Origin of the sequence: Capnocytophaga sp. FDAARGOS_737, assembly GCF_009730375.1 — a bacterium.
Taxonomy (GTDB): domain Bacteria; phylum Bacteroidota; class Bacteroidia; order Flavobacteriales; family Flavobacteriaceae; genus Capnocytophaga; species Capnocytophaga leadbetteri.
Genome location: NZ_CP046316.1, coordinates 482143 through 508421, shown reverse-complemented (window position 1 = coordinate 508421; position 26279 = coordinate 482143). Strand labels below are relative to the sequence as shown.

At 39.0% G+C, this 26279-nt stretch carries 25 protein-coding genes; 14 read left to right on the top strand and 11 right to left on the bottom strand.

Features of this window, described 5'->3' with window-relative positions; genetic code table 11:
• Nucleotides 1-6 precede the first annotated feature (6 nt).
• From FOC45_RS02215 to FOC45_RS02205, 3 genes are all read right to left on the bottom strand, one after another.
• A complete protein-coding gene (locus FOC45_RS02215) occupies nucleotides 7-1839 on the bottom strand; it encodes a glycoside hydrolase family 13 protein (RefSeq protein ID WP_009388878.1) in 1833 nt (610 codons plus the stop codon).
• Nucleotides 1840-1878: 39 nt separating this feature from the next.
• Nucleotides 1879-2862 (bottom strand): hypothetical protein, encoded by a 984-nt coding sequence (locus tag FOC45_RS02210; protein ID WP_009388877.1) that lies wholly within the window; start codon nucleotides 2860-2862, stop codon nucleotides 1879-1881.
• Between the two features lie 218 nt (nucleotides 2863-3080).
• On the bottom strand, nucleotides 3081-4121 hold the full coding sequence (locus FOC45_RS02205) for an IS30 family transposase (protein ID WP_147715965.1): 1041 nt from the start codon (nucleotides 4119-4121) through the stop codon (nucleotides 3081-3083).
• 495 nt (nucleotides 4122-4616) lie between these two features.
• Between FOC45_RS02205 and carA the strand changes: the two genes are divergently transcribed.
• The 8 genes from carA to FOC45_RS02165 all read left to right on the top strand — a co-directional run bounded on the left by carA (nucleotide 4617) and on the right by FOC45_RS02165 (nucleotide 10969).
• Nucleotides 4617-5717: a glutamine-hydrolyzing carbamoyl-phosphate synthase small subunit gene (gene carA, locus FOC45_RS02200; RefSeq protein ID WP_009389411.1), complete on the top strand. Its 1101-nt coding sequence runs from the start codon at nucleotides 4617-4619 to the stop codon at nucleotides 5715-5717.
• 69 nt (nucleotides 5718-5786) lie between these two features.
• The gene (locus tag FOC45_RS02195; RefSeq protein ID WP_009389409.1) at nucleotides 5787-6254 is read left to right on the top strand and encodes a DinB family protein; all 468 of its coding nucleotides are present in this window, start codon (nucleotides 5787-5789) and stop codon (nucleotides 6252-6254) included.
• A gap of 123 nt (nucleotides 6255-6377) precedes the next feature.
• Complete coding sequence (gene eno / locus FOC45_RS02190; RefSeq protein ID WP_009389406.1) at nucleotides 6378-7670, top strand: phosphopyruvate hydratase; 1293 nt, start codon at nucleotides 6378-6380, stop codon at nucleotides 7668-7670.
• A gap of 98 nt (nucleotides 7671-7768) precedes the next feature.
• Nucleotides 7769-8539, top strand: coding sequence for a carboxypeptidase-like regulatory domain-containing protein (locus FOC45_RS02185; RefSeq protein ID WP_009389404.1), 771 nt, complete (start codon nucleotides 7769-7771; stop codon nucleotides 8537-8539).
• Between the two features lie 139 nt (nucleotides 8540-8678).
• Nucleotides 8679-8837: a 50S ribosomal protein L34 gene (gene rpmH / locus FOC45_RS02180; protein ID WP_002669412.1), complete on the top strand. Its 159-nt coding sequence runs from the start codon at nucleotides 8679-8681 to the stop codon at nucleotides 8835-8837.
• Nucleotides 8838-8926: 89 nt separating this feature from the next.
• Entirely contained in the window at nucleotides 8927-9688 is a 762-nt protein-coding gene (locus FOC45_RS02175; RefSeq protein WP_009389394.1) for an MBL fold metallo-hydrolase, read from the top strand.
• Between the two features lie 70 nt (nucleotides 9689-9758).
• Nucleotides 9759-10256: a lipocalin family protein gene (locus FOC45_RS02170; RefSeq protein WP_009389392.1), complete on the top strand. Its 498-nt coding sequence runs from the start codon at nucleotides 9759-9761 to the stop codon at nucleotides 10254-10256.
• A 23-nt stretch (nucleotides 10257-10279) separates the two neighbouring features.
• Nucleotides 10280-10969, top strand: a complete 690-nt coding sequence (locus tag FOC45_RS02165; RefSeq protein ID WP_009389390.1) for an OmpA family protein — start codon at nucleotides 10280-10282, stop codon at nucleotides 10967-10969.
• A gap of 95 nt (nucleotides 10970-11064) precedes the next feature.
• Here the strand turns inward: FOC45_RS02165 and FOC45_RS02160 are convergent, their stop codons facing one another.
• Complete coding sequence (locus FOC45_RS02160) at nucleotides 11065-12246, bottom strand: aminopeptidase C (protein WP_009389388.1); 1182 nt, start codon at nucleotides 12244-12246, stop codon at nucleotides 11065-11067.
• 103 nt (nucleotides 12247-12349) lie between these two features.
• Here FOC45_RS02160 and FOC45_RS02155 point away from each other — a divergent pair, with 103 nt between their 5' ends.
• Nucleotides 12350-13003: a hypothetical protein gene (locus FOC45_RS02155; protein WP_009389387.1), complete on the top strand. Its 654-nt coding sequence runs from the start codon at nucleotides 12350-12352 to the stop codon at nucleotides 13001-13003.
• Between the two features lie 89 nt (nucleotides 13004-13092).
• On the opposite strand, the gene tsaD is transcribed toward FOC45_RS02155, so the two are convergent.
• The 7 genes from tsaD to sucC all read right to left on the bottom strand — a co-directional run bounded on the left by tsaD (nucleotide 13093) and on the right by sucC (nucleotide 22419).
• Nucleotides 13093-14121, bottom strand: a complete 1029-nt coding sequence (gene tsaD, locus FOC45_RS02150; RefSeq protein WP_009389386.1) for a tRNA (adenosine(37)-N6)-threonylcarbamoyltransferase complex transferase subunit TsaD — start codon at nucleotides 14119-14121, stop codon at nucleotides 13093-13095.
• A gap of 29 nt (nucleotides 14122-14150) precedes the next feature.
• On the bottom strand, nucleotides 14151-15017 hold the full coding sequence (locus FOC45_RS02145) for a lysophospholipid acyltransferase family protein (RefSeq protein ID WP_009389385.1): 867 nt from the start codon (nucleotides 15015-15017) through the stop codon (nucleotides 14151-14153).
• 20 nt (nucleotides 15018-15037) lie between these two features.
• On the bottom strand, nucleotides 15038-15418 hold the full coding sequence (locus tag FOC45_RS02140) for a type II toxin-antitoxin system HicB family antitoxin (protein WP_034539858.1): 381 nt from the start codon (nucleotides 15416-15418) through the stop codon (nucleotides 15038-15040).
• Between the two features lie 334 nt (nucleotides 15419-15752).
• The gene (locus FOC45_RS02135) at nucleotides 15753-16655 is read right to left on the bottom strand and encodes a hypothetical protein (RefSeq protein ID WP_009389382.1); all 903 of its coding nucleotides are present in this window, start codon (nucleotides 16653-16655) and stop codon (nucleotides 15753-15755) included.
• 277 nt (nucleotides 16656-16932) lie between these two features.
• Nucleotides 16933-19233 (bottom strand): 5-methyltetrahydropteroyltriglutamate--homocysteine S-methyltransferase, encoded by a 2301-nt coding sequence (gene metE, locus FOC45_RS02130; RefSeq protein ID WP_009389379.1) that lies wholly within the window; start codon nucleotides 19231-19233, stop codon nucleotides 16933-16935.
• Between the two features lie 143 nt (nucleotides 19234-19376).
• Complete coding sequence (gene ggt / locus FOC45_RS02125) at nucleotides 19377-21083, bottom strand: gamma-glutamyltransferase (RefSeq protein WP_009389377.1); 1707 nt, start codon at nucleotides 21081-21083, stop codon at nucleotides 19377-19379.
• A 139-nt stretch (nucleotides 21084-21222) separates the two neighbouring features.
• Nucleotides 21223-22419: an ADP-forming succinate--CoA ligase subunit beta gene (gene sucC / locus FOC45_RS02120; protein WP_009389375.1), complete on the bottom strand. Its 1197-nt coding sequence runs from the start codon at nucleotides 22417-22419 to the stop codon at nucleotides 21223-21225.
• Nucleotides 22420-22867: 448 nt separating this feature from the next.
• Between sucC and FOC45_RS02115 the strand changes: the two genes are divergently transcribed.
• From FOC45_RS02115 to FOC45_RS02095, 5 genes are all read left to right on the top strand, one after another.
• The gene (locus FOC45_RS02115) at nucleotides 22868-24013 is read left to right on the top strand and encodes a hypothetical protein (RefSeq protein WP_009389371.1); all 1146 of its coding nucleotides are present in this window, start codon (nucleotides 22868-22870) and stop codon (nucleotides 24011-24013) included.
• An 86-nt stretch (nucleotides 24014-24099) separates the two neighbouring features.
• Nucleotides 24100-24552, top strand: a complete 453-nt coding sequence (locus FOC45_RS02110) for a hypothetical protein (protein WP_009389369.1) — start codon at nucleotides 24100-24102, stop codon at nucleotides 24550-24552.
• Nucleotides 24549-24740 (top strand): hypothetical protein, encoded by a 192-nt coding sequence (locus FOC45_RS02105; protein ID WP_009389367.1) that lies wholly within the window; start codon nucleotides 24549-24551, stop codon nucleotides 24738-24740. The genes FOC45_RS02110 and FOC45_RS02105 overlap by 4 nt, the downstream gene beginning before the upstream one ends.
• A 142-nt stretch (nucleotides 24741-24882) precedes the next feature.
• Entirely contained in the window at nucleotides 24883-25374 is a 492-nt protein-coding gene (locus FOC45_RS02100; RefSeq protein ID WP_009389365.1) for an LptE family protein, read from the top strand.
• 74 nt (nucleotides 25375-25448) lie between these two features.
• Nucleotides 25449-26276, top strand: a complete 828-nt coding sequence (locus FOC45_RS02095) for a hypothetical protein (RefSeq protein ID WP_009389363.1) — start codon at nucleotides 25449-25451, stop codon at nucleotides 26274-26276.
• The last annotated feature ends 3 nt before the right edge of the window (nucleotides 26277-26279 follow it).

The following is a 26279-nucleotide window of genomic DNA, read 5'->3' as shown; positions in this document are numbered from 1 at the left end:
TATTTATCATTTACCATTCTTCACTATAATTAAACTTCTCTTCCCTCCTATTTCCAAAGTATCACCTAAAACAATCTCTTTCCCCGATACCACATCTGTACCCCTCAAAAATCCCGCCAAACTCTCAGCAAAACGGTTCAGCTGAAGCGTTTGCGGCTTTTCGCTATTGTTAAGCACAACCATTACCGACTCGGTATCGTTGTAGCGAAAATAGACATATACTTCATTTTCAGGCAAATATTGCTTAGTTTTACCATAGTGAATCACAGCCTTATCCTTACGCCAGTTAAAAAGCTTAGCGGTGAAATCGTAATACTCATTTTGGATAGCCGTACGCCCAGCAGCAGTGAAAGCGTTTTGCTCATCGCCTTCCCAACCACCAGGAAAATCCTGCCGTATATGGCCATCACCTTTGCTCTTGTCGCCTGCCATACCTATCTCGCTGCCGTAGTACAATTGAGGAATACCGCGTGCTGTAGCCAACATACTGATAATGAGCTTATAGTCAGCTATCTTTGTATATACGTGATTAAGACGTGCTGTATCGTGGTTTTCAGCAAAGATAAGCAAGTTATTAATATCTTTATACAGAAAATCATTCGCCAAATTGTCATACAGCTGTATCATACCCTTATCCCACGACGGAGCAGCGCGAAACGCCTCACCTATCGCATTAAAAAGCGGAAAATCCATCACTGTAGGCAGATAAGTATTATAGCTCTGTATGGCACTTATCGGACTGTCCTTTTGCCAATACGACACCTGAGCGCTTTGGTTGAGCCATACCTCACCCATAATATTAAAGTGCGGATACTCATCCATAATCGCTTTCGTCCATTTAGCGATGCCCTCTTTGTCGTTGTATGAATACGTATCTACGCGTAGTCCATCAAGGTCAGCGTACTCTATCCACCAGATAGCATTCTGCGTCAGGTAGTTAAGCACCAACGGATTCGCCTGATTAAGGTCAGGCATTGAGGGAGCAAACCACCCCTTCTCACAATACTTTTTATCCCATTCTGAAGCATTGCTATCCATCTGGGTACTCATCCTAAAAGTACTCTGTCCGTACCCTGGGAACTGATGCAACCAATCATAGCAAGGCAAGTCTTTCACCATCCAATGCTGACTCCCCCAGTGGTTAGTCACATAGTCTTTGATGAGCTTCATACCCCGCTTGTGCAGAGCCTTAGACAGCTGTATATATTCCTCATTCGTACCATAGCGAGGGTCTATTTTATAGACATCAGTTTGGGCATATGTATGATACGAATGCTGCGGTTCGTTATCCTCGCACAAGGGGGTACTCCATATAGCGGTAGCCCCTAAGGTCTGTATATAATCCAGATGATTGATAATGCCTTGTATATCCCCTCCGTGTCTACCGTCAGAAGCTTTTCTATTGAGCTTGTCAGTAAGAGCCGAATGCGAATTGTTGTTGGGATTACCATTAGCAAAACGGTCAGACATCAGCAAGTAAATCATATCCGAGCTATCAAAGCCTTTTCTAAGAGCAGACCCCTCGCGTCTATGCTTTAGTTCGTAAGCTACACTACCTACTTTTTTGTTCTTTTGCAAGAGAGAAAGCGAGTAGTTACCTGCTTTTTTACCTTTGGTATCTATGGTAACGAATAGATAGTTAGGGTTTTCCGTTTTCAGCACATTAGTGATAGGCAAGTCGCTTTCCACGCGATATTGCGCTATATTTTTGCCATAGAGCAATATTTGCACCTCAGCATATTGCATACCTTCCCACCAAAACGGCGGTTCTACACGCTCAATTTGAGCCTGCGTATTAAAAAAGCTAAATAGTCCCATAAGGATAACGATATATTTCATAATATTAATGTAGTGTTATTCACACAAATGTTTATTTTATCACTTGATTTTTATCTTTATGTACATTCTTTGGGGGTTAAGTTCATCTTTTTCATCGAAAAAGTTAGCTACCACATTCATTGACGCATATAAATAGCCATTTTTACTGAAAAAGATAGGTTGTTTATCAAAATAATCGTAGGCTGCCCACCATCTTGTACTTTCATCTACTAAAAGATTTATTTTAAAAGGTTTTACACTCTCTATACGATATAAAGAAATAATTCCTACTAAATCTTCATAAGCCCTACCGACTGTAATGATATACTTCTTATCAGTAGATAGAAAGGGAAATCGTTGAAACTCTGTTTGCTTACCAGTAGTTTTGTCTATAAAAATATAAGCATAAAAATCTTGTGAATCTTCAAATACTAAATATTGATTTAGAGCAGGCATATTCCCTACATAAGCATAAGTTGTAGAAAAAGGATTCTCAAAATCATCAGGTTGATCTTTTAGGTAAACTGTTTTATGCTGACAAGGAAAAGTAAGTATCCCTTTCTTTTTTACAATCGAAAGAGTATCTTCTATAAGAAAATCTACTTTATGTTTCAAGGCTTCTTGATATTCTTCATAAGAAATTTGGTTTATAGCTAAATATTTAGCAATACTATCATTAGGATTCCCGTTGATATCAATATTTTGTATAAGCATTTCATCGGTGATTAGGGCTTTCAAAGTCTCCCAATTTCCCACATTATTTTTCTCTATATAGTCTCCTCTTTCTGTTCTATAAAATTCCTTTCCCTCTGCTACTATTTTTATCTTTTCGCCAAAAGGAAATGAATAAGCCTCTCCCTTTATCTTAAAGTCTTTATCTCTTATAGTGCCTTCTTTAATCACATACAGTTCCTTCTCTACCGGCACAAACACTTCCTCTTGTTTTGCTTCAGTAGCCACATTCTCCCCTGCTTGCTGTCGTCCTTGAAAAAGCTGACAGCCAGTAGATAATAACGCTAAAAAGAATAGTAAAAAGTATTTCATCACAATCGAGTCACAGCTTGCTACACTGCAAAAAGAATAATAAGTTTTGTGGCAAAGATAGCCATTTCTTTTTAAATAGCCAAGACAGAAATTTTTTCTCTTTCTTCTTACCCTTTACATTCGATATACGAACAGCGAAGGAAGAGCGAAGGATAAGCGAATAAATATCGAAGTATAAATAACTAATAAGAGGCAGATTCAATTCATAAAGGTAACTTTTAATTTTGCTGATTGTTATTCAATAAGTTAACGTTTCCTTGATTTTTAATAGCTTGCAAATATACCTGTTTTGGACTCATATAACCAAATCTTTTTCGAGGTCTATTGTTAAGTTTGTTTTGTACTCTCTCCAATTCTTCTTCATTTATAAACCTTAAATCAGCTCCCTTTGGAAAGTACTGTCTTAATAAACGATTATAATTCTCATTAGAACCTCTCTCCCAACTATGATATGGATGAGCAAAATAATAGTCTAAATTGAACTCTTCTGATAGCTCTTTGTGTTTAGAAAATTCTTTGCCATTATCAGAGGTTATTGTATGTATAGTTAGTTGATTTTCAGTAATTAACTTAGCTATCATTTCTTTTGTATGGATAGCTCCCTTACAAGGCAAGTGCCCTAATAAAGTATAACCTGTAGCTCTATCATTAAATGTTAAAATAGCTCCTTTATGATTAGCTCCCATTACTAAATCCACTTCGTAATCACCTATGCGTGAGCGTTGTTCAACGATTGCTGGTCTTAAGTCTATACTTTTTCTATCGTTAATAGGATCATTTGATTTATAAGTTTCTTTTCTTTGATACCTTTTCCCCTGATTTCTAAGGTGTTTGTACAAATCACCTCCCTTTTTCTTATCATTCCAAACAAACTTATAAATAGTTTGATGAGAAATATTTTTTAGTGTTCCTGCAATTTGTTCAGGACTATAATCTTCTTTTAAAAGGGTAGTTACCTGCTCTTTAATTTCCTCTGTAAAATGTATAGCTTTTCTCTTTTTCTGCATTCTATCAAGGTATAATTGATGAGCTTCCTCAGCTTTATATATGCCTGTTTGAGGATTAGAGTTTCTTTTAATTTCTTGATTTACAGTCTTTTTAGGCAACCCTATTTCTTTTGCAATTTGAGCTCTTTTTAAATTAATTTGTAGATATCCTTCTATTTTGTATCTTTGCCCCAATGAAATATGACTCATAATTTGTACTTTACATTTTTCAATTTCAACAACGCAAATATGAGGATTTTTTTCATTTGGCAAGGAAAAACTATATGATTTTTCCTTGCTTTTTTTGTTTTTAATTTTTGTCTGCAGCAGACAAAAATTAAAAACAAACCCTTATTAAAAAGTTACTTTTATTACTTGAATTTAGGAGAGTCCAAATATAAGGTATATTATACTACTATGCTGCTCATGTATGCTGACCATTACATCTCCCCCTTTGAAGGAAGTCCGCGAGCTGGCGCAGCGGAGTATGTGCAAAGGGGGGATGTTATATACGAACGATACAGGAATACCGAAAAAACATAGAAGTATAAATAACTAAAGAGTCCAATATAAGGTATATTATAGTATTATGAGGCTCTTGTATGCTGACCGTCACATCTCCCCCTTTGAAGGAAGTCCGCGAGCTGGCGCAGCGGAGTATGTGCAAAGGGGGAAGGATGTCCCCTCAAAACAAAAAATATTCTTCTTAATAATTGCTAATTGATATTTATTTTGTATTTTTGCGCTCAGAAATAACGACGTAGCACAATGAAATATCAACAAAAGAAAAAAGCGGTGTTGCTATTGGCTGACGGTACTGCCTTCTATGGCAAAAGCGTAGGCTATGAAGGCACTGCTTTTGGCGAGGTTTGCTTTAATACCGGTATGACTGGTTATCAGGAAATTTTTACTGACCCTTCTTACTTCGGACAGATAATGGTGACGGCTAATGCGCATATAGGCAACTACGGCATCACTGAAGACGACTATGAGTCTAACGGACTCAAAATCGCTGGCTTAGTATGTAGAAATTTTAGTTACGACTATTCTCGTCCCAAAGCACAGCAAGGGCTTCAGAGCTTTTTAGACGACCACCATTTGGTAGCCATTTGCGAAGTCGATACGCGTGCTTTGGTAAGCTACATACGCGATAATGGTTCTATGAATGCTGTTATTTCAACCGAAACTGACGACTTAGAGGTGCTCAAAGCACGTTTGAACGAAATTCCTAATATGAAAGGTTTAGAATTGGCATCAAAAGTGTCTACTGCTAAACCTTATTTTTTTGGTAATCCTGAAGCTAAGTACAAAGTAGCTGCTTTGGACTTTGGCATCAAGCGCAACATTTTGCGCCACTTAGCCAACCGCGATATATATGTCAAAGTATTCCCGTATAACACACCTTTAGCAGAACTCAAAGCGTGGAACCCCGATGGCTATTTCCTCTCTAACGGCCCTGGCGACCCCGAGCCGCTAACAGAAGTTATCGCTCAAGTAAAACAGATGATAGCAGAAGATTTACCTATCTTTGGCATCTGCTTAGGGCACCAAATCATCGCTTTGGCAAACGGTATTCCTACCTACAAAATGCACAATGGGCACCGCGGTATCAACCACCCTGTTAAAAACCTATTAACAGGCAAAGACGAGATTACCTCACAAAACCACGGTTTCGCAGTCAGCAGAGCAGAAGCCGAAGCAAACCCTAATATAGAAATCACACACACACACCTAAACGACGATACAGTAATGGGCTTACGCATCAAAGGCAAAAAATGCTTCAGTGTGCAGTACCACCCCGAAGCCGCTCCAGGCCCTAATGATGCCACCTATCTGTTTGACCAATTTGTAAAGATTCTTAGTCATTAGAAAGCGACAATAACACTAACGACTAACATTCTAACGACTAATTACTAACGTACTAACGACTAAATAAAAATGAAAGAAATACTTACCCCCGAAGCACTGCTCACTAACTTAAAAGATGTACGTGCCCTCACCCGCAAGGTGATTGAGGCTTTCCCTGAGAAAGACCTTTTTGAGTTCAATATAGCTAACTTGCGTCCCTTTTCAGCAATGGTAGAAGAGTTTTTAAGAGTTATGGACTATCTTTTTAAAGAAAGATTTCAGGAGCAACACACGCTTTTCTTAGAAGGAGCTTTCCCTACTACCAAAGCAGAAGTATTAGCTTTGTGGGATAGAGCCACTGAAATTCTCGACCGCGAATGGACAAAAGTAGGCGATTATACCCAACCGCTTACTATTTATCAAATGACTTTTAGCTTTGCGCAATGGATACTATACTTCATTGAAAACGAGAGTCACCACCGCGGACAAGGCTATACATACCTCCGTGCTTTAAACATCGAACCACCATTCTTTTGGGCAAGACAAAGTTTTAATTAGCTAATTTTGCCGATTTCTCATATGTGCATAGTATTAGTCACTAAATAGCGACACATTCTAACGACTAACGACTAATAACTAACGACTAAAACATAGTAAATTAATTAAATAAAATAAAAAAATATGAGTAGAATTGTAAGCGTGCACGCACGCCAAATCTTGGATTCAAGAGGAAATCCGACTGTAGAAGTAGATGTATTGACCGAAAACGGTTTTCTTGGTAGAGCAGCTGTGCCTTCAGGAGCCTCAACTGGTGAATACGAAGCCGTTGAATTACGCGACGGTGGTAAAGATTATATGGGTAAAGGCGTTTTAAAAGCCGTTGCTAATGTTAATGAAATCATTGCTGAAGAGATAGTAGGTATCGACGTATTCGAACAAAACCTTATCGACCAAGCTATGATTGCCCTCGATGGCACTCCTAACAAATCTAAATTAGGGGCTAACGCTATCCTTGGGGTTTCATTGGCGGTTGCAAGAGCTGCTGCTGAAGAACTTGGCTTACCTCTATACCGCTACGTAGGAGGGGTTAGTGCTCACACTTTGCCTGTTCCTATGATGAACATCATCAACGCTGGTGCTCACTCTGATGCTCCTATCGCTTTCCAAGAATTTATGATTATGCCTGTGAATGCTAAAGACTTTTCACAAGCTATCCAAATGGGGGCTGAAGTATTCCACAACCTTAAAAAAGTATTACACGACAAAGGTTTAGGTACTGCTGTAGGCGACGAAGGTGGTTTCGCTCCTGCATTCAAAGACATCGAAGATGCTCTCGACTCTATCAAAGAAGCGGTAAACAAAGCTGGTTACAAATGGGGCGAAGACATTAAGATTGCCTTAGACTGTGCTTCTTCTGAGTTCTACAAAGATGGTAAATACGATTACACTATCTTCGAAGGCGCTAAAGGTAAAGTACGTACTTCTGCTGAACAAGCTGAATACTTAGCTGAATTAGTAGCTAAATATCCTATCATCTCTATCGAAGACGGTATGGATCAAAACGACTGGGACGGCTGGAAATTGCTTACCGAAAAAATTGGAGGCCGCGTACAATTAGTAGGTGACGACTTATTCGTTACCAACGTATCTATTCTTGAAAGAGGTATCGCTAAAGGTATCGCTAACTCTATCCTTATCAAAGTAAACCAAATCGGTACACTTTCTGAAACAATTGCAGCTGTCGAAATGGCTAACCGTGCTGGTTACACCGCTGTGATGTCTCACCGTTCAGGAGAAACTGAAGACAATACTATCGCTGACCTTGCAGTAGCACTTAACACCGGACAAATCAAAACCGGTTCAGCTTCTCGCTCTGACCGTATGGCAAAATACAACCAATTGCTTCGTATCGAAGAACAATTAGGCTCTGTAGCATACTATCCAAAAGAAAAAGCTTTCAACGTAAAGAACTAATCTATTAGGTTAGTAAATAGTCTTTTTAACTCAAAGAAGGATGTCCGAGCTGAAAAAAAGTTCGGACACCCTCTTTTTACCTTAAAAAAAGAAATGTGATGATGAAGAAGTTATTATGGTTTTGCGTACTACTGTTCAGCAGCTACACTATCGCACAAGAAACTGAGCTGCACGGGCATATATACAGTGTACAGACCGAAAAACCGATGCCCAACGTACATATTCTAAACCTCAACAAAGTAAAAGGTACCACCTCCGATCACAAAGGCGATTTCACCATAAGTGCAGCCGCCAATGACACCTTGTACATTTCTTTTTTAGGCTATAAATCTACTAAGATAAGGGTAACCAATGATATGATTAAGTTTCAAGGACTAAAAATCGGAATGACCGAATTAGCTTATGCCCTCGAAGAAGTAGTCGTTACCCCCTATAAATTAACAGGTTATTTAGATATTGACGCCAAAAATGCACCCGTAAACAGCAATAGCAATACGCGTTATAGCATCTCAGGTTTAGAGATAGGCTACGAAAGCAGAGCAAGCGCAAGTGCTGTAGGGCGAGTGTTAAGCAGTGTTATGAACCCTGCCGACCTGCTGTATAGGTCTTTTAGCAAAAAGGGCAAAGAACTGCGGAAACTACGCGATATAAAGAAAGACAATAAGCTAAGCGATGCCCTTTCTACTCGTTACGACCGCGAAACCCTCTTAGAACTATTGCAAGTAGACCGCAGCGAATTAGAAGAAATCATACGTTCTTGCAATTATTCTAATGATTTTATAATGACAGCCAACGACTTACAAGTATTAGAGGCTATCAGTCAATGCTACGAAGAATATAGAGTACTACACAAGAAAAAAGACAAATGATAAATAACAAATGACATTTTTTTTGAGAAAAAAAATACAAAATACTTGTTATTCCAAAAAAAATACGTACTTTTGCAACCGCTATTGATAAATAGAGAAAGATTAGTCATTTTAATAAGATTTTAAAAGATTTACAGCAATGAAAAGAACATTTCAACCCTCTAAGAGAAAAAGAAGAAATAAGCACGGATTCAGAGAGCGTATGGCAACTGCCAACGGTAGAAAAGTATTAGCGCGCCGCCGTGCTAAAGGACGTAAGAAACTAACTGTATCATCTGAACCACGTCATAAAAAATAAACCTTTTTTAAAAAAAGGTAACAGCTAATAGGTAGCAGGTAACGAAGCATTTCTTATCTGTTACCTATTACCTATTGTATTATATTACTATGAAAATAACTTTTCTCGGTACAGGCACCTCACAAGGTGTTCCTGTAATAGGCAGCGACCACCCCGTAGGCAAAAGTACAGACCCAAGAGATAAACGTTTGCGCACTTCAGCCCTTATATCTTGGGGCGATACCAATATCAATATCGACTGCTCGCCCGACTTCCGCCAGCAGATGCTACAGCACAACGTACAGCACTTAGAAGCTATCCTATTCACTCACGAGCACGCCGACCATACTGCGGGCTTAGACGACATACGTCCGTTTGTAAAAATGCAAGGTGATATGCCTATCTATGGGCTCCCTCGCGTTATTGAGGAACTCCGCACAAGGTTCGCATACATTTTTGCTACCGAAAACCGCTATGAGGGTGCCCCTTCCGTATTAGCACATCTTATAGACGGACAGCCTTTCGAGCTATACGGCAAAGAGGTACAACCCATAAAGGTTATGCACGGACAGCTACCCATATTGGGCTATCGTATCGAAAAATTGGGCTATATCACCGATGCTAAATACATCACTTCAGAAGAGCTAAACCGACTACACGGCTTAGAGGTATTAGTGCTTAACTGCCTCCGCGACCTCGCTCACCCTACCCACCTCAATCTGACAGAAGCCTTAGAAATTATCAATATACTAAAGCCAAAACGCACCTATTTAACCCATATCAGTCAAACTTTTGGCTTTCACAAAGAGGTGCAAGCACGGCTACCAGAAGGAGTCTGGTTAGCTTATGACAACTTAGTTGTTGAATGTTAATGTTTAGTTAATTGTTATGGTAGTTCTAATAAAAAGGGCTATTTTTGCCCCGAATTAAATTAGAATTACTATGAGAAAAATTGCACTTCTATTTGTAATGGCAATTAGTTTAGTAGCCTGCAAAACCAGCAATTCAGGCACTATGACTTCAAAGCCAAAAGAAACTAACATTGCTAACAAGGCAATCAAAGGTGAATGGACACTACAATCAATCACCTACAGTCAGTCAGGCAAATTTAATGTTACCTTGCTAAACGATACTTCAAAAGAGTGTTTTGAAGGTAGTACTTGGAAGTTTGTGCCTAATAACAATCGTGGGCATTACACTATCAACGCATCAGATTGCTCTACTGGGCAAAGAAACTTTATCTTTATCGTGCAAGAAATCGATAAATCAACTGGGTATTACGACTTCCTTTTGAAGCCTACTAATGAAAAATATGTATCAGAGAGCAACCAAGGTATACGTTTGCACTTAGCTAACCTATCAGACGACTCAATGGTATGGGAACAAACCCTAAGAGTAGACGGCAAACCTTTTGTAATCTCAATGAATTTTGTAAAATAACCTTTTGAATAATTAAGTAAATAATGAAGAAAATTGCAGTTTTAACATTGTCAGCAGCTATTTTATTAGTAAGCTGCGACGCTTATAACAACTCTAACAAAACACAACGCGGAGCTGTGATAGGAGCTGCCGGTGGGGCTCTATTAGGGGCTATCTTGGGCAACAACATAGGTAACGGTCAGAATAGCGAACTTGGGGCAGTACTTGGTACTGTAGTAGGGGGAGCTGCTGGTGCTGTAATCGGCAACCAAATGGATAAACAAGCTAAGAAGATAGAAGAAGAAATCCCAGGAGCTGAAGTAAAACGTGTTGATGATGGTATCGTAGTTACTTTTGACGAAAACAGTGGTGTATACTTCGAAACAGCTAAGCATAACATCAACGAAAAATCAAAAGAGACGCTTAATAAGCTAATTGCAGTACTTAAAGAATATCCTGAAACTAATGTAGTAGTAGCGGGTTATACTGATAGCGTTGGTAAAGATGAGTATAATATGGGCTTATCAAAACGTCGTGCTCAATCAGTAACTAACTACTTCACTTCTAACGGATTGGCAGCAAGCAGATTTACTACCAAATGGTTTGGTGAGCAAAACCCAGTAGCCGATAATGGTACTCCTGAAGGTCGTGCTAAAAACCGCCGTGTAAATGTAGTAATCGTTCCTAACGAAAAGATGAAAGCAGATGCTGAAAAATCAGCAAATCAAAACTAATTAGTCAGTAATGACATAAAAAAGGCTGTTTCTTATGGAAACAGCCTTTTTTATATTAACTAATTTGCTAATTGGCAAATCGACTAATTGGCAAATTATTTACTCCAGTTTTTAATGATTTCAGCAGGTACACCTCCTTTGTGAAGCATAATAGCAGTAGTTTTAAACTCTACAAATGCTTTGCTGACATATAGATAACCTTGATAGTCATTGCGTACACCCCAAGAGTTTTTCACCATATAGTATTCACGTCCGTTTTGGTCTTTAGCAAGTCCTACAATGTGCATAGCGTGGTCATCAGTTGTTTGATAGTTATCAAAATCTCTTTGACGCATTTCAGGGGTGATACGTCTCTCAGCAGTAGGAGGTATATTGAAAAGGTCGCGAGCTTCTTCATAAGACATTTCAGTTACTTCTTTTTCAGGCACAAAAGCTACTCCGTTTTTCCAGCTAAAATAACGCTCACTTACATCGGCTGCCCAAGCTACAGTATAGCCTTTCTTTAGGGCATTATCGATAGTTTTAGTAAGGTCGGTCATCGCTACGTTGTAAGCGTGGTCATAGCTCCAGTTATCAGGTACAGCCATAAAAGTATTCTTATAAAGCGGCTGGTCATTATACGATACCATCTCGATATAATCATCAGGATTGATACCTACGCGCTCTTTAGCAAAACTCTGAGGGGTGTATTTCTTCCCATCATACATAAAACTTTCAGGCACAGCACCCAAATAAGAGTCAATAGTAGATGTAAAAGCAGATACCCAGTTAGGTGTTAGCGCTTTCTTACCCTGATTGCCTTTTACCATTCCTTCTAAGAATCCTTTGAGGATAGCGTGCAATTCACCGAAATCATTGCGTGTGCTACCATACTGCAAGCCTGTATATACGTACTGAGGCACAGCACCATACTTAGCATACATATTGATAACATCGTGCAATTCGCCCCCTTGTCCGTAATCGAGGTAGCCGTGCATACGCACATATTGTTTTGCCTTCTCGATATAGCAATTACGCGCAGTGTAGATTTCAGCAAGGTCGATAGGCTTTTTGCCCATACGGCTCATTTCGCTTTCTAAGAAAGAAGCCCCTGCATAACTCCAGCAAGTACCGCTACTACCTTGGTCTTTCACGTCAGTACGTTCGAGATTGATAACAGTTGTGAATTTAAAACCGGCATTGTTAGAATGGTTACCAGCCACCGATTTAATCAGGTCGTCTTGAGCTGTCGCAAAGAAGAATGACGACAAAGCTACAAATAATGTAATGTTTTTCATAAATAAAAATGATATATTATTAGGGCAAAGATACAAAATAATCTGTATACAACAACATTTTGGCACAATTATAGCTATAAAATAATTAGCAAAATTAGAAAAGATGAAAACATTATTACTCTCTATATTTTTGTTGATAGGTGTTTGGGCAGTGAAAGCGCAACCTTTAGAGACACAAAAGCGGCAAGTGCCAGTGGTAGTGCCTTTAGAAAAAGCCCCCGAGTTGCCCGCCCCTACTAAGAGCAATACGCAACCTTTCTCTGTAGGAGCTAAATTGCCGCCTTACCAGCCAGCTTTTGCTAATCCGTCAGAAAAAAGTATTGACTTTACAAGCAAAAGCAACTTAGTACACCGCAAGATTGAGCTTAACCCAAGGACTAATAACTTTGGCAACCAAAAAGAAGATTATAAAGCAGTAAAAGGCGACCAATTTTTTGGAGATTTTACTAATAATGGAGATTTTGTAAATGTATATTGTCGCGATTTTGCAGCTATCGATGGTGATAGGGTTAGTATTTTTGTAAATGGAGTAGAAGAAGTGCGCGACATTTTCTTAGTAGGAGAGTTTACCGGCTTCCGGATTACACTAAAACCCGGTTTTAACAGTATAGAGTTCTTAGCTTTAAACCAAGGAGAATCAGGACCTAACACGGCAGAGTTTCAGGTATTAGACGATAAAGGAAAGGTGATTGAGAGAAATCGTTGGGACTTAGCTACAGGTTCTAAAGCCCGCATAGTGATAGTGAAAGACCATTAGAAAGTTATTTTTATTTGTTACTTTTTTTAGCTCATATTTTTATAAGATTATTCTTATAAAGATATGAGCTTTTTTGATGCATCAACTTATCAATTTGCTAATTGACTAATAGGCAAGCGAGGTTGGGCAGTAACCCCTTGCTGGGTAAAGTCGCTTTGTAAAAACTTATAGTAACCTACGATACCTATCATAGCAGCATTATCAGTACAATACTGAAACTTAGGTACAAAAGTTTTCCAACCGTGCTTTTCGCCCATACTTTGTAGTGCCGTGCGAATGCCGCTATTAGCTGATACCCCTCCACCAATGGCTACCTGCCGAATACCAGTCTGCTGTACTGCTTTTTTAAGCTTCTTCATCAGTATTTCTACAATAGTATGTTGTACTGAAGCGCAAATATCAGCTAAATGCTCCGTTATAAAATTAGGATTATCAGCCGTGTGTTTCTGTATAAAATAAAGGATACCCGTTTTAAGTCCGGAGAAGCTAAAATTGAGGGCTGCAATATTAGGTTGTGAAAACTGAAAGGCTTTAGGGTTACCCTCTTGGGCGTATTTATCAATAAGAGGCCCTCCTGGGTAAGGAAGTCCTAATATTTTAGCGGTTTTATCAAATGCTTCGCCTACAGCATCATCTAGCGTTTCGCCTAATACTTCCATATCAAAAAAGCTGTTCACCTTTACAATCTGTGTATGTCCGCCACTGATGGTCATCGCTAAAAACGGAAATTGTGGTTTAACTTGCCCTTCATCTATAAAATGTGCCAAAATATGTGCCTGCATATGATTCACCTCTATAAGCGGAATGCGTAAGCCCATAGACAATGACTTGGCAAAAGAAGTACCCACAAGCAACGACCCCATCAAGCCAGGCCCCCGTGTGAAAGCTATAGCAGAGAGCTCTTCTTTGCTTACCCCTGCTTTTTTGAGGGCTTGGGCTACTACGGGCACAATATTCTGTAAGTGGGCGCGCGAAGCTAGTTCGGGTACTACCCCACCGTATTGCTTATGCACCTCTTGATTAGCAACCTCATTAGAGAGTACTTTGTCATTGCAAAGCACCGCTGCAGAAGTATCATCGCAAGAGGATTCTATGGCTAAAATATATGTTTTTTGCATCGTTTATTCGTTTAATAATTAGCAAATCCTTACCGCATTCTTTTGAATCGGTTGTGAGTCCAGAGGTAGTACTCTGGTTTATCGTATATCTGTCTGGTTACGTGCTCGAAGAAAGTATCAGTAATCTGAAAATCTACATAGTCATTAGGGTTTTCGGCTAATAATTCAAAAGTAGTTTGGTAGTAACCGCGCTTTAGCTTTTCAATCTTAGCAAAGACAATCACTGTATTGAGAGCCTTGCCCAAACGTTCTGCCCCTGTAAATACGGGTACGTTAAGTCCTAAAAACGGACGGCGATAGTTCTTCTTGTTATTGGGTATTTGGTCGGCAGCAAAACCATAGCAATACACTCCGTGTTCGTCCTTGTGTTTTTTCATTTCGCGGTGAGCTGTGTAGCGCGGCAATAGGTAGCTGTGGTGCTTCATACGTATCTTCTGAATAAGACGATCGAAATAAGGGTTACTAAGCGGTGTATATAGCGCATAGGACTTGTGTTGCAGGTAGTACGCTAATGACAGTAACCACTCATAACTAGCATAATGACTGCACATTATGATGATATTTCGCTCCTCGCTCTCGTATTTCTTCAGCACTTCTATATTCTTAAATACCATACGTTTCTTCATCTCCTGCTCGCTCATACCATACGATTTGACCATCTCTAAGAAAGTATCGCAAAAGTGATGATAAAAGCGCTGTTCGATAGTATTTAGCTCAGCTTCAGACTTAAAAGGGAAGGCAGTATGCAAGTTTTTCCGCACTACTTTTACTCTGAATTTCAACAGCTTGTATATGATAAGATAAAAGAAATCTGACACAATGTAGAGCAGCCTAAAAGGCATACGCGACACTAACCAGACAATAGGATAAGCAATTATATAGATAAAAAGGTTCATTCGGTTTTTATAATATTTTATTACAACTGCACACTTAGAAGTTCAGTTCCTAATTTATGTAGTCCTTCCTGTATTTTTTGGCGTTGGGCTGCACGTGGTTTTTTTAGCCCTACAGCATATTGGTGAATAAGTTTCTGATTGATACCGGTAAGCCGCTCAAAAGCAGGATTGCTTATTACGCCTTTAAAATATTGCAAAACACTTTCGGCATCATATTTATAAGTGAGTTGATAATCAGTATAAGGAAAGTTATTGAGTTCTTTTTGAAGTGCAATAGCTTCTAAAATACCATCTTTAGCCTCTTGTACAGTCTCGCCCCCTGCACTTATACCTTCTATATTATCAGCATAAGCCCAATAAAAATCATTGCTGCGCTCTATAATAATAGTAATGTTTTTCATATCATACAATGTTTGCCGATGTAACTCACTTGACTTCATATAGTTTATCTTGGTTTTTTGATAACGCAAAGGTATATATTTATATACTTATATCCAAACTTTTGATGAAATATTTTATAATAAAAAGAGCAAAGCGCTTAAAGTGCTTTGCTCTTTTTATTCCTTAAATAATGTAAGTTCGATGTAAGAAATATCTATTTAATTATTTACTAATCACATAGATAAACAACTTCACTGTTTTTGGTAGCTGGCGCTGCTGGATTTACACGGATTATAACGCAAATATAATTTAATAATGTGAGCTACAAGAAATGCGCCAGTGGGGGTAATTTTACTATTTCCAATCTATCACAAGATTAGAAAGTTCTAAATCATTACAAGTATAATTTTCTCCATCTTCAGCTCCATATGTTACAGGAATAGTTACAAAGCTCATACCTTGTACACTTGGAAGTATCTGTTTAAAAGTTACAAAAGTTTTTAAAGGAACTTGTGTGGGTATAGTATTGCACACAGAATACGTTGTTCTCTCGTTTCCTATTCCAACTTCTTTATAAGGATATTCATTTCCTTCATAGTCAAAACATTTACTTTTTTTTACATCAAAAAGACTACAAGTTTTATTAAAACAAACTTTTTGATGTACTATTTTATGAGAAATCAAGAGGTTTACAGTTACTGTTTGAGCTTTCTTATCTCCTACTACTGAAAGAATTTTCACATCAAAATCAGGAGAAAAACTCTTTACAGTACCATTACCATCTCCTTGACCACTACTAGCTTTATTGGCAAAGATTTTATCAGCAGTAGTTTGAAAATCTTGGGCTTGTGATTTGATTTCCCCATTTTGTAAGGCTTTATCAAAGAAAACCAAAATCTCTTTATTATCATTGTACTTTAGCACTGCCAATTTGTTATCTTGTACGCCATTAGCAAAGTGCTTAATCACAGAGCCATTCATTTTTGAAAGTTGCTCTTTAGTAGCATTATTACTCTTCTTTTCCTCAATAGTACCTCCTGTAAAAACAGTAATGTAATCACCTACTGATACAATATCGCTAATGATGATATACTCGTATTCAGTACCTCGTGCAGGCGTACCAAAAGTGAGCATATCTCCTTTTTTATAAGTGTGGTTATCTACAGCGGTATACTCTTTTCTGGAGTTTTTAGCTTGTGCTAGTGCAAAACTAAGATTTAGTACTAAAAGAGCTGTTAAAATGATGCTTCTTTTCATTTGTTTGTTGATTTTTAGATTACTCCTACTCTGTTCAGGCTTTTCGGTTGCCGCCTTTATCGGTGTAGGTCTTGCTATAGTAAAGCGAAACGCTATATATTGTTAATTGACGGGACAAATGTATAAAAAAATATCTTCCCTACAAAGAAAAAGAGGGATTTTAACAAAAAAAGCAATGTACCTTTTAGGGTACATTGCTTTTATTAATTAATATCTTGTAAGAGAACCTCCCCCTGCCCCCTCCAAAGGGGGAATGGGTAATTCGAAATCACATTAATTATTTGTAAAGATTGCGGAGTTCTTTGGCGGTATCTACCATTGCGTGTAGGGCTGCTTTGGTTTCTGGCCAGTGGCGCGTTTTAAGTCCGCAGTCTGGATTTACCCATAGCTGCTCTTTAGGCACTACGCTAATGGCTTTCTTCATCAAATCAGTCATTTCTTGTTGCGATGGTACGCGTGGCGAGTGAATATCGTACACCCCTGGTCCTATTTCGTTAGGATATTTGAAATCACCAAATACATCAAGAAGCTCCATTTGTGAACGTGAACACTCTATGGTAATTACATCGGCATCCATATCGGCAATAGCTTCAATCATATCATTGAACTCCGAATAGCACATATGGGTGTGGATTTGTGTCTCGTCTTTCACTCCTGAAGCTGAAATACGAAAGGCTTTGATAGCCCAATCGAAGTAGGCTTTCCACTCGCTCTTGCGCAATGGCAATCCCTCGCGGATAGCTGGCTCGTCTATCTGAATAACCTTAATACCTGCTTTTTCGAGATCTACCACTTCGTCGCGGATTGCTAATGCTATTTGCAAACAAGTTTCTGAACGAGGTTGGTCATCGCGTACAAATGACCATTGTAAGATAGTTACAGGGCCTGTAAGCATACCTTTTACTGGCAATTTGGTAAGCGATTGTGCGTATTTGCTCCAACGTACGGTCATTGGCTCTGGGCGCGAAATATCACCAAAGATAATCGGTGGTTTTACGCAACGTGAACCATAACTTTGTACCCAACCGAATTTGGTAAAGGTATATCCTTTAAGCAATTCGCCAAAGTATTCCACCATATCGTTACGCTCAAACTCTCCGTGTACGAGTACATCGATATTAGTTTCTTCTTGGAAACGGATAGACTCTTCAATTTCTTTTTCTAATAACTTATCGTATTCAGCTTGAGTAAGTTCGCCTTTTTTGAAGCGAGCACGCCAGCTGCGCACCTCGTCTGTTTGAGGGAATGACCCGATAGTAGTGGTAGGGAACGCTGGCAATTTTAACGCCTCGTGTTGTGCTACCTTACGCTGACTGAATGGACTGTGGCGTACATCGTCTTTATCGGTAATGTTGCGCACGCGGTCTTTTACCTTATTATCGTGGATAAGCGGAGAGGTTTTGCGGGTTTCAGCTGCTTTTTTGTTCTCTTCAAAAATAGCTTTTACCTCAGGAGTTATCTGTCCGTTAGCAATAGCTTGCAGAGTAGTAACCTCTTTTACTTTTTGTTTAGCAAAGGCTAACCACTGTTTGATTTCAGGGGTAAGTACCTTTTCGTTGTTTTCGAGCTCGAGGTTGCAAGGTGAGTGCAATAGCGAGCAAGAAGTAGCTATAAGCAGACGCTCAGCCCCGATAGCTTCTTTAGCTTTTTCAATCAATGCTAATGAGTGCTCGAAGTTGTTTTTCCAGATATTACGCCCATCAACTACCCCAAGCGATAGTTTTTTATCGGCAGGAAGCGCTTTAAGCACTTTGTCGAGTTGAGCTGCTGCACGTACTAAATCGATGTGGAGAACATTGAAAGGCAATGATACTGCTAACTCGGTATTATTATCAAGCGCACCAAAGTAAGTAGTAAGAATAAACTCGGTAGTAGGGAACTTGCTTCTTAGTTCGGCATAAACTTTTTTGTACACCTCTGCCGCTCCCTCTGGAAGGTCGAGTACAAGATAAGGCTCATCGATTTGGATAGTTTTAGCCCCTGCATTTACCAAACTTTCTACCAACTGTAGGTATACAGGCAATAGGCGGTCAGCTAAATCTAAACGGTTAAAGCCTTGTTCTTTTTCTTTACCTAACAATAAGTAAGTAACTAAACCGATAAGAACAGGTTTGGTATCGAAACCGTGTTTTTTAGCCAAGTTATACTCTTGCAAAGGTTTGTTTACTAATATGCGGAATTCTTGATTTTTAGTAAATTCGGGTACTATATAATGGTAGTTAGTATCGAACCACTTGGTCATTTCCATAGCGGTGATATCGATACCATCTTTCTGATAACCACGAGCTAAGGCGTAGTAGCGCTCCAAATCTCTCAACTTGTGAATAGGGGCGAAACGCTCAGGGATAGCGTTTACAGTAAAGGAAAAGTCAAGCATTTGGTCGTAGAAAGAAAAGTCGTTAGAGGGGATAAGCTCTACTCCTGCTTCTCTTTGCAATGTCCAGTTATGTACGCGGATATTTTCAGCCACCGCTAAGAGCTCTTCTTCTGATATTTTACCAGCCCAGAAAGACTCATTGGCTTTTTTAAGTTCTCGTTTCTCACCGATACGAGGATAGCCTAATACGTTCGATTTCATATAGTATTTGTTATTTGACGGCAAAACTACAATATTTTTTTTACCTACCAAAATAATATATAGAAAAATTTATGGCAGCGCAAGAATATAGTATTTTTTTCTGTTTTTGCCTCGATTATTAGTTGTTTATTACTTTTTAATATTTAGTATCCTACAGCTGTATCATCGCCACGAGGATCGGCACCGCCCTCTAAAGTGCCATCGGGTTGTACTAAGATAGCATCTACCTTGCCTATGATTACAAAGTTTTCTTCGCGCGGCTTATAGCCTTTAGCTTTGAGATTAGCTATCACCTCTGGAGCAAAGCCTTTGGGCTCATACATCACATCATCGGGCAGCCATTGGTGGTGAAAGCGCGGTTTGCTAACCGATTGTTGCATCGTCATACCATACTCCGCCACATTGAGAAAACACTGCAACACCGATGTAATGATAGTTGAGCCCCCTGGGGTGCCTATCACCATAAACAGCTTGCCGTCTTTCTCTATAATAGTAGGACTCATAGAGCTTAGCATACGTTTGTTAGGGGCAATGGCATTTTTTTCAGAGCCTACCAATCCGTAGGTATTAGGCTCGCCTGGTTTGATGCTGAAATCGTCCATTTGGTTATTGAGGAAAAAGCCTCCACCTTTTACATATACCTTACTACCATAGTTAGTATTGAGGGTAGTGGTTACAGCAACGGCATTGCCAAAACGATCAACTATAGAGTAATGGGTGGTCTCATCGCTTTCGTAGCCGGCTATTTTGCCGTGAGCTATCTCAGTTGATTTGCTAGCCTTATCCCACGAAAAACTACTCATACGCTCTTTGAGATAATCGGGTGATAGCAGCTGTTGGGTAGGCACTTTCACGAAATCGGCATCGCCCATATAATAGGCTCTGTCGGCATAAGCACGGCGTTCGGCTTCTACCAATAATTGAATATACTGCTCGCCGTTATGAGGGTACTGACCTATATTATAAGGTTCTACACTCTTGAGTATCTGCGCTAAACAGATGCCTCCGCTTGAGGGCAACGGCATAGAACTAATGATATAATCTTTATAGGTGAAGGTAATCGGCTTGCGCCATTGGGCTCGGTAGTTTCTCAGGTCGTCTAAAGAGAGAATACCGCCGAGTTCTTGCACGTAAGACACTATGCGTTTAGCTGTTTCGCCATTATAAAACTCATAGCTGCCATTATCGCGTATCCGCTCTAAAGTCTTAGCAAGCTCTTCGTACTTGAAGCGTTCGCCTGCTTTCCAGCCGTTTTCAAAAGGGGTAACATAATTATTAGCCTGCTTGATGAGTTCAACATTCTTATTCATATAAGAATTGGCTTGCAACTCGGTGATAAGCACCCCTTTGCGCGCCAAATCGATAGCAGGCTGTATAAGTTCGCCAATAGGTAGCGACCCAAACTTTTCGTACACCTCGAAAATTCCGGCAATAGTACCCGGTACGCCTACTGCCAGCGCGCCCAGCGTACTCTTATCGGCAATGACCTTGCCGTTTTTGTCTAAATACATATCGCGGTGGGCTTTGGCAGGTGCTTTTTCGCGATAGTCTAAAGCGCCTCGCTCACCACTGCCTAAGCGGTATACCATAAAGCCTCCGCCGCCTATATTACCGGCATTGGGGTAGGCTACTGCTAAAGCCAATTCGGTAGCTATCATAGCATCGAAAGCATTACCACCTTTTTTGAGGATAGCAAGTCCTATTTGCGAGGCTTCTTCTTTAGCACTCACCACCATAGCGTGAGGTGCTAATACCCCTTTTTCGGGGTCAGGTTGTTTTTTGGCAGGAGAATTTTGGCAACTAGCCAACAAAACTACTGCTATTAATACTGAAAAGATTTTTTTGATCATTTTAATTTAGTTACTTTTTTATTTAATTTTTAAGTGTTTTTGTTTTATAGCTTATAAGTAAACAAATAATAGTGAGTCGCTAGTGATTAGTATGCTCTTTGATACTAACCACTAACGACTAAAATTTATTGTGTATTAATTATTGACTAACGACTGCCTTTACTTTATCGGCTGCTTCTTGGAATAAAATAGCTGAATGAACGGCTAAGCCTGAATTGTCTAATATCTCTTTGGCAAGCTCGGCATTGGTACCTTGCAAACGCACGATAATAGGCACTTTGATAGCATCGCCCATATTTTGATAAGCATCGACTACCCCTTGTGCTACTCGGTCGCAGCGCACAATACCACCGAAAATATTGATAAGAATTGCCTTTACATTAGGGTCTTTGAGAATTATGCGGAAAGCTGCTTCTACACGTTTGGCATCGGCAGTACCTCCTACATCGAGGAAGTTAGCGGGTGAACCCCCTGCCTGCTTAATTAAATCCATAGTAGCCATTGCTAAGCCTGCCCCGTTTACCATACAGCCTACGTTGCCATCGAGGGCTACATAATTGAGCCCTACGGCTTTAGCTTCTACCTCTACAGGGTTTTCTTCGCGTATATCGCGATAAGCCGCGTACTCAGGGTGACGGAAAAGCGCATTGTCATCGAGTACTACTTTGGCATCTACTGCTAATATCTTATTGTCTGAAGTTTTTAACACGGGGTTAATCTCGAACAAATTGGCATCAGATGATACATAGGCATTGTAGAGGGCTGTAACAAACTTCACCATATCTTTTTGCGCCTCGCCACTAAGTCCTAAATTAAACGCTATTTGGCGTGCTTGGAAGGGCTGTAAGCCTACAGCAGGGTCTATCTCTTCAGTGAAAATAAGGTGAGGCGTTTGGGCAGCTACCGTTTCGATATCCATACCTCCTTCAGTAGAATACATTATCATATTCTTACCTTTGGCGCGGTTTAGCAATACCGACATATAGAACTCTGCCGGCTCGCTTTCGCCAGGGTAATACACGTCTTCGGCTATAAGAACTTGATGCACTTCTTTGCCCGTAGGAGGGGTTTGAGGGGTAATAAGGTGCATACCAATGATTTGTGAAGCAAGCGGTTCAACATCTTGCAATCCTTTAGCCAACTTTACACCGCCGCCTTTACCGCGTCCGCCGGCGTGTATTTGTGCTTTTACCACATACCATTTGGTACCGGTCGTCTCAGTTAATTCTTTAGCCGCTGCCACTGCTTCAGCGGGAGTTTGTGCTACGATACCACGCTGCACACGTACTCCGAAACTCGATAGGATTTCCTTTCCTTGATATTCGTGTAAATTCATACGTTGATTAATTTGATAACTTTTCGACAAAGATAGAAACTTTTTTTTGAATATAAAAAGTTTTTACAAGATTTTTTTTCTGATGAAAGGTTTATTGGTTATTTGTACTTCGATATTTATTCGATGTTTCTTCGGTGTTTCTATATCGTTCTCATATAACATCCCCCCTGCCCCCCTTCAAAGGGGGAGATGTGATGGTCAGCATACACGAGCAGTATAATATACCTTATATTGGACTCTTATTAGTTATTTATACTTCGATGTTTTTTCGCTTATCGTTCGCTCTTCCTGTATTGTTCCTATATCGAATGTAAAGGGTAAGTGTAAAGAGAAAATTTTTCTGCTAATAGGCAAATTTGCTAATTGATAAATTATTCGTATCTTTGTGCTTAAGAGTGATTTACTAAAAACTTTTTGTACAGTTCGTTTATATTAAAATAATAACAAAATGAAACAATTATTCTTTTTCTTATTTTTCCTACAAAACTTTTTGCAAGCTCAAGTTATTGATTTTACGCTGCTTGATGCCTCTACTAAACTCCCCATAGGTAATGCTGAGGCTTATTATACGCTCTCCCTCAACGGAACTATTAGCAATAATGAGGGGAAAGTGCGCATCACTTTGGAAAATGATACGCTTGTTTTGAGCCATATTGGCTACGAAACTAAGAAGATTTTTACTGACAAAACCTTTGCTCAAGCAACCATCTATCTCAATCCTCAAGAAATACAACTTGATGAAGTGGTGTTATATAATTTCGATTTGAAAAGCAAGGTAAAATATGTTATGGATAATTACTTTAAACTATATGACACTAAAGCTAAAATATTGGAATGTACTTATAGAGAGAAGTTTATAAAAAATGATACCCTTACACGCCTTTACCAAGTACAGCTGGATTGGTGGAGCAAAAACTATATTCTTCAGTTTAAAAAAACACTCAATGAAAATATACATATTCACCTTAAAAACACAGATTATTCGAAAATATCTGACCTTGATGAGGGTACAAATAGTGCTTTTTTTGCACCTTCTTTCGTATTGCCATATCTTCATCTTAATTTCTACTTAATATTGCTTAACAACGCCCAGAACATAGAGATTAAAAAAGTAGAAAAAGATAAAGAAAATACTATTGTAACCTTTAATGCTGATAGCTATATTAACAAAAGTAAATACATCTATTTTGTAAATTCGATGGTTTATTTTGATAATGCTACCAATGCTATCAAACGTATTGTATTCAACGAAAAACCTACTTCAAAAGAGGGTATTTCAAAGAAAAAGAAAATACCCTACAAGACTATTGACAATAAAGGAAGTTGGGAAATTAGCTTTACCCCATACAAAGGGAAACTTTTGTTTAGCTCATTCTTATTAAAAGGGAGTACGATATTTGAATATGAAGGAAAAAAAGACAAGGCTAACATTGAGCAATCTTTCTTGCGTACGGGCTTGCAAGAGGGTAAACACATTAAAAAAGCTGACCGTATAAATGTAGAAGAACCTTTCTTTGAATATGTTACTCCTCACAAACAAGGTGAAGCTAAGTTTATGCTCACTAAAGAAGAACAAGAATTTATAAACCAATAGACTTACGCAAAATTGTGCATTATTCTAAATTTGCTAATTGATAAATTATTCGTATCTTTGCACTGAAGAATAATTTACCAAAAAAAATGAACCTACCACAATACGAAGTTACTTCTGATGATAAATTGTATAAATTTACTTTTATTAGCGAAGGAAAGAATGGTACAGTAGAAAAAATGGTACTCTATGAAGAAATTAATGAGGGCGTTTTTAATTTAGCTTTTGGAGATAGAGATACAACTACTGGACATATTAATGATAAGGCTGTAACAAACAATGGTGATACAGAAAAAATATTAGCTACTGTTATTTCTACTGTATATACCTTCATAAACAAAAATCCTGATGCTTATATATTTGCAACAGGGAGCACACATACCCGCAATAGGCTGTATAGACGTGGAATTACAAAATATTTATCAGAAGCTCTTGAAACATTCACCATCTATGGAATGTTGCCTAATGAAGAGTTTGAGGTATTTAACCCCAATACTGATTATGTAGGATACCTAATTCATTTAAAAAATAAACAACTATGACAACAGAAGAAAAAAAAGATTTAGAAAAGAAGATGTGGGACGAACATCAGATAAAAATTAAATTTAAAGATAGCGCAGAGCCTTATAATAACGAGGGATATTTAACTGAAAAAGCTATTGCTGCTAAAGCCCTATTTAACAGAATAGGACACCCTAAGGACTTTTTGCAAGGAATTGCGCATAATTAGTCAGTAATTACTAATCAAAAGAATTGAAAAACTGCAAGGATACTTAAGTTACCTTGCAGTTTTTTAGGCTATTTATCATTTGTCTTTTGCCATTTGCCATTTTTTTATTATCTTTGCCCGCTAAATTATCTTTTCTACTGAAATGAAATACCTTATATATATACTTTTAGCCTTAGGGTTTACAGGCTGCGGTATCTACAATTTCACCGGAGGAAGTACCGGAAGTGCTAAGACTTTTCAGGTTAATTTCTTCCGAAATGACGCTCCGTTAGTAGAACCTGGTCTTGACCGAGACTTTACCCTCGCCCTGCAAGACCTTATCAATAACCAAACAAACCTAAGCCTTACCGACCGCAATGGCGACTTAGTATATGAGGGTGAAATAGTGGAATTTAGCATCACCCCGATGACGGCTACTGCAGGACAAACCGCTGCCCAAAACCGCGTGACTATAGGTGTAAATGTGCGTTTTACCAATCATACTGAAGAGAAAAAAGACTTTGAAAAACGTTTTTCTTTCTACTATGATTATCCGGCTGCCGCTCAGTTTAACTCGGTGAAAGGACAGGCTATACCGCAGATATTCGAACGCATCACTCAAGATATTTTTAACGCATCATTAGCAGATTGGTAGATTTGCTGATTTGCTGATTTGCCAATGAGAAAGATTGACAAATTAGCAAATTAGCAAATTGACAAATTGACAAATTGACAGTAAAGGAGTTCATAGAGATTATTAGGCAGCCCTACACTATCAGCAGTGCACAAGCGCGCGAATTAGACGAGATAGTGAAGGAGTTCCCTTATTTTCAGGCAGCAAGGGTATTGCAACTCAAACTGCTGCACTCTGAGGGTAACTATCGCTATAGCAAAGCTCTGAAACTGGCAGCCGTACACGTGACTGACCGCACGGTGCTGTTTAACTTTATCAATTCAAAAGATATTATTCCTGATTTCTCAACGATTAGGTCTGATTTTGAGCGTATTAGTAAAGCACACGAGCGCAAAGAAGCGGTAGAAGACAATGCGCCACCAAAAGTGAGCTATATAGATAATAGTCCGCGTAATTTTCGCCCTACCCTACCCGACCCAATCTTTGAGGAAAAGATTATCCCTGATGAGCTTATCAACCATCAGGAGCTGACTGACCTATTCGTACCTAAGACGGAGCAGCCTACGCTTAAGCCTGAGATGCCCATTTGGTCGCCCCCACCACCGGCTGACGACCCTACGCCTGCGCATTATCAGAGTGACACTGTGGCAGAGAAATTTAAGCTCATAGATAAATTCTTAGAGAACAACCCGAAAATTGAAGCCTCTAAAGACTATGTGTCGAACGTGAATTTGGCAGATGAAGTGAAGGGTGATGAGAGACAATTGATGACTGAAACACTAGCGCAAGTGTATGTAAATCAGCGTAAATACAAACAAGCCATACAGGCTTATCAAATATTAATTTTGAAAAATCCAAAAAAAAGTGCTTACTTTGCAGCCCAAATAGAAAATATCAAAAAATTACAGCAAAATAATTTATAACAA

Bases quoted from the DNA above. Each gene is read 5' to 3' on its own strand.
- FOC45_RS02165 (WP_009389390.1), top strand. From the start codon at position 10,280: ATGAAGAAAATTGCAGTTTTAACATTGTCAGCAGCTATTTTATTAGTA.
- FOC45_RS02115 (WP_009389371.1), top strand. From the start codon at position 22,868: ATGAAACAATTATTCTTTTTCTTATTTTTCCTACAAAACTTTTTGCAA.
- FOC45_RS02160 (WP_009389388.1), bottom strand. From the start codon at position 12,246: ATGAAAAACATTACATTATTTGTAGCTTTGTCGTCATTCTTCTTTGCG.
- FOC45_RS02105 (WP_009389367.1), top strand. From the start codon at position 24,549: ATGACAACAGAAGAAAAAAAAGATTTAGAAAAGAAGATGTGGGACGAA.
- FOC45_RS02100 (WP_009389365.1), top strand. From the start codon at position 24,883: ATGAAATACCTTATATATATACTTTTAGCCTTAGGGTTTACAGGCTGC.
- FOC45_RS02135 (WP_009389382.1), bottom strand. From the start codon at position 16,655: ATGAAAAGAAGCATCATTTTAACAGCTCTTTTAGTACTAAATCTTAGT.
- FOC45_RS02140 (WP_034539858.1), bottom strand. From the start codon at position 15,418: ATGAAAAACATTACTATTATTATAGAGCGCAGCAATGATTTTTATTGG.
- rpmH (WP_002669412.1), top strand. From the start codon at position 8,679: ATGAAAAGAACATTTCAACCCTCTAAGAGAAAAAGAAGAAATAAGCAC.
- sucC (WP_009389375.1), bottom strand. From the start codon at position 22,419: ATGAATTTACACGAATATCAAGGAAAGGAAATCCTATCGAGTTTCGGA.
- FOC45_RS02175 (WP_009389394.1), top strand. From the start codon at position 8,927: ATGAAAATAACTTTTCTCGGTACAGGCACCTCACAAGGTGTTCCTGTA.
- FOC45_RS02210 (WP_009388877.1), bottom strand. From the start codon at position 2,862: ATGAAATACTTTTTACTATTCTTTTTAGCGTTATTATCTACTGGCTGT.
- FOC45_RS02170 (WP_009389392.1), top strand. From the start codon at position 9,759: ATGAGAAAAATTGCACTTCTATTTGTAATGGCAATTAGTTTAGTAGCC.
- eno (WP_009389406.1), top strand. From the start codon at position 6,378: ATGAGTAGAATTGTAAGCGTGCACGCACGCCAAATCTTGGATTCAAGA.
- FOC45_RS02110 (WP_009389369.1), top strand. From the start codon at position 24,100: ATGAACCTACCACAATACGAAGTTACTTCTGATGATAAATTGTATAAA.
- ggt (WP_009389377.1), bottom strand. From the start codon at position 21,083: ATGATCAAAAAAATCTTTTCAGTATTAATAGCAGTAGTTTTGTTGGCT.
- FOC45_RS02195 (WP_009389409.1), top strand. From the start codon at position 5,787: ATGAAAGAAATACTTACCCCCGAAGCACTGCTCACTAACTTAAAAGAT.
- tsaD (WP_009389386.1), bottom strand. From the start codon at position 14,121: ATGCAAAAAACATATATTTTAGCCATAGAATCCTCTTGCGATGATACT.
- carA (WP_009389411.1), top strand. From the start codon at position 4,617: ATGAAATATCAACAAAAGAAAAAAGCGGTGTTGCTATTGGCTGACGGT.
- FOC45_RS02215 (WP_009388878.1), bottom strand. From the start codon at position 1,839: ATGAAATATATCGTTATCCTTATGGGACTATTTAGCTTTTTTAATACG.
- metE (WP_009389379.1), bottom strand. From the start codon at position 19,233: ATGAAATCGAACGTATTAGGCTATCCTCGTATCGGTGAGAAACGAGAA.
- FOC45_RS02185 (WP_009389404.1), top strand. From the start codon at position 7,769: ATGATGAAGAAGTTATTATGGTTTTGCGTACTACTGTTCAGCAGCTAC.
- FOC45_RS02155 (WP_009389387.1), top strand. From the start codon at position 12,350: ATGAAAACATTATTACTCTCTATATTTTTGTTGATAGGTGTTTGGGCA.
- FOC45_RS02145 (WP_009389385.1), bottom strand. From the start codon at position 15,017: ATGAACCTTTTTATCTATATAATTGCTTATCCTATTGTCTGGTTAGTG.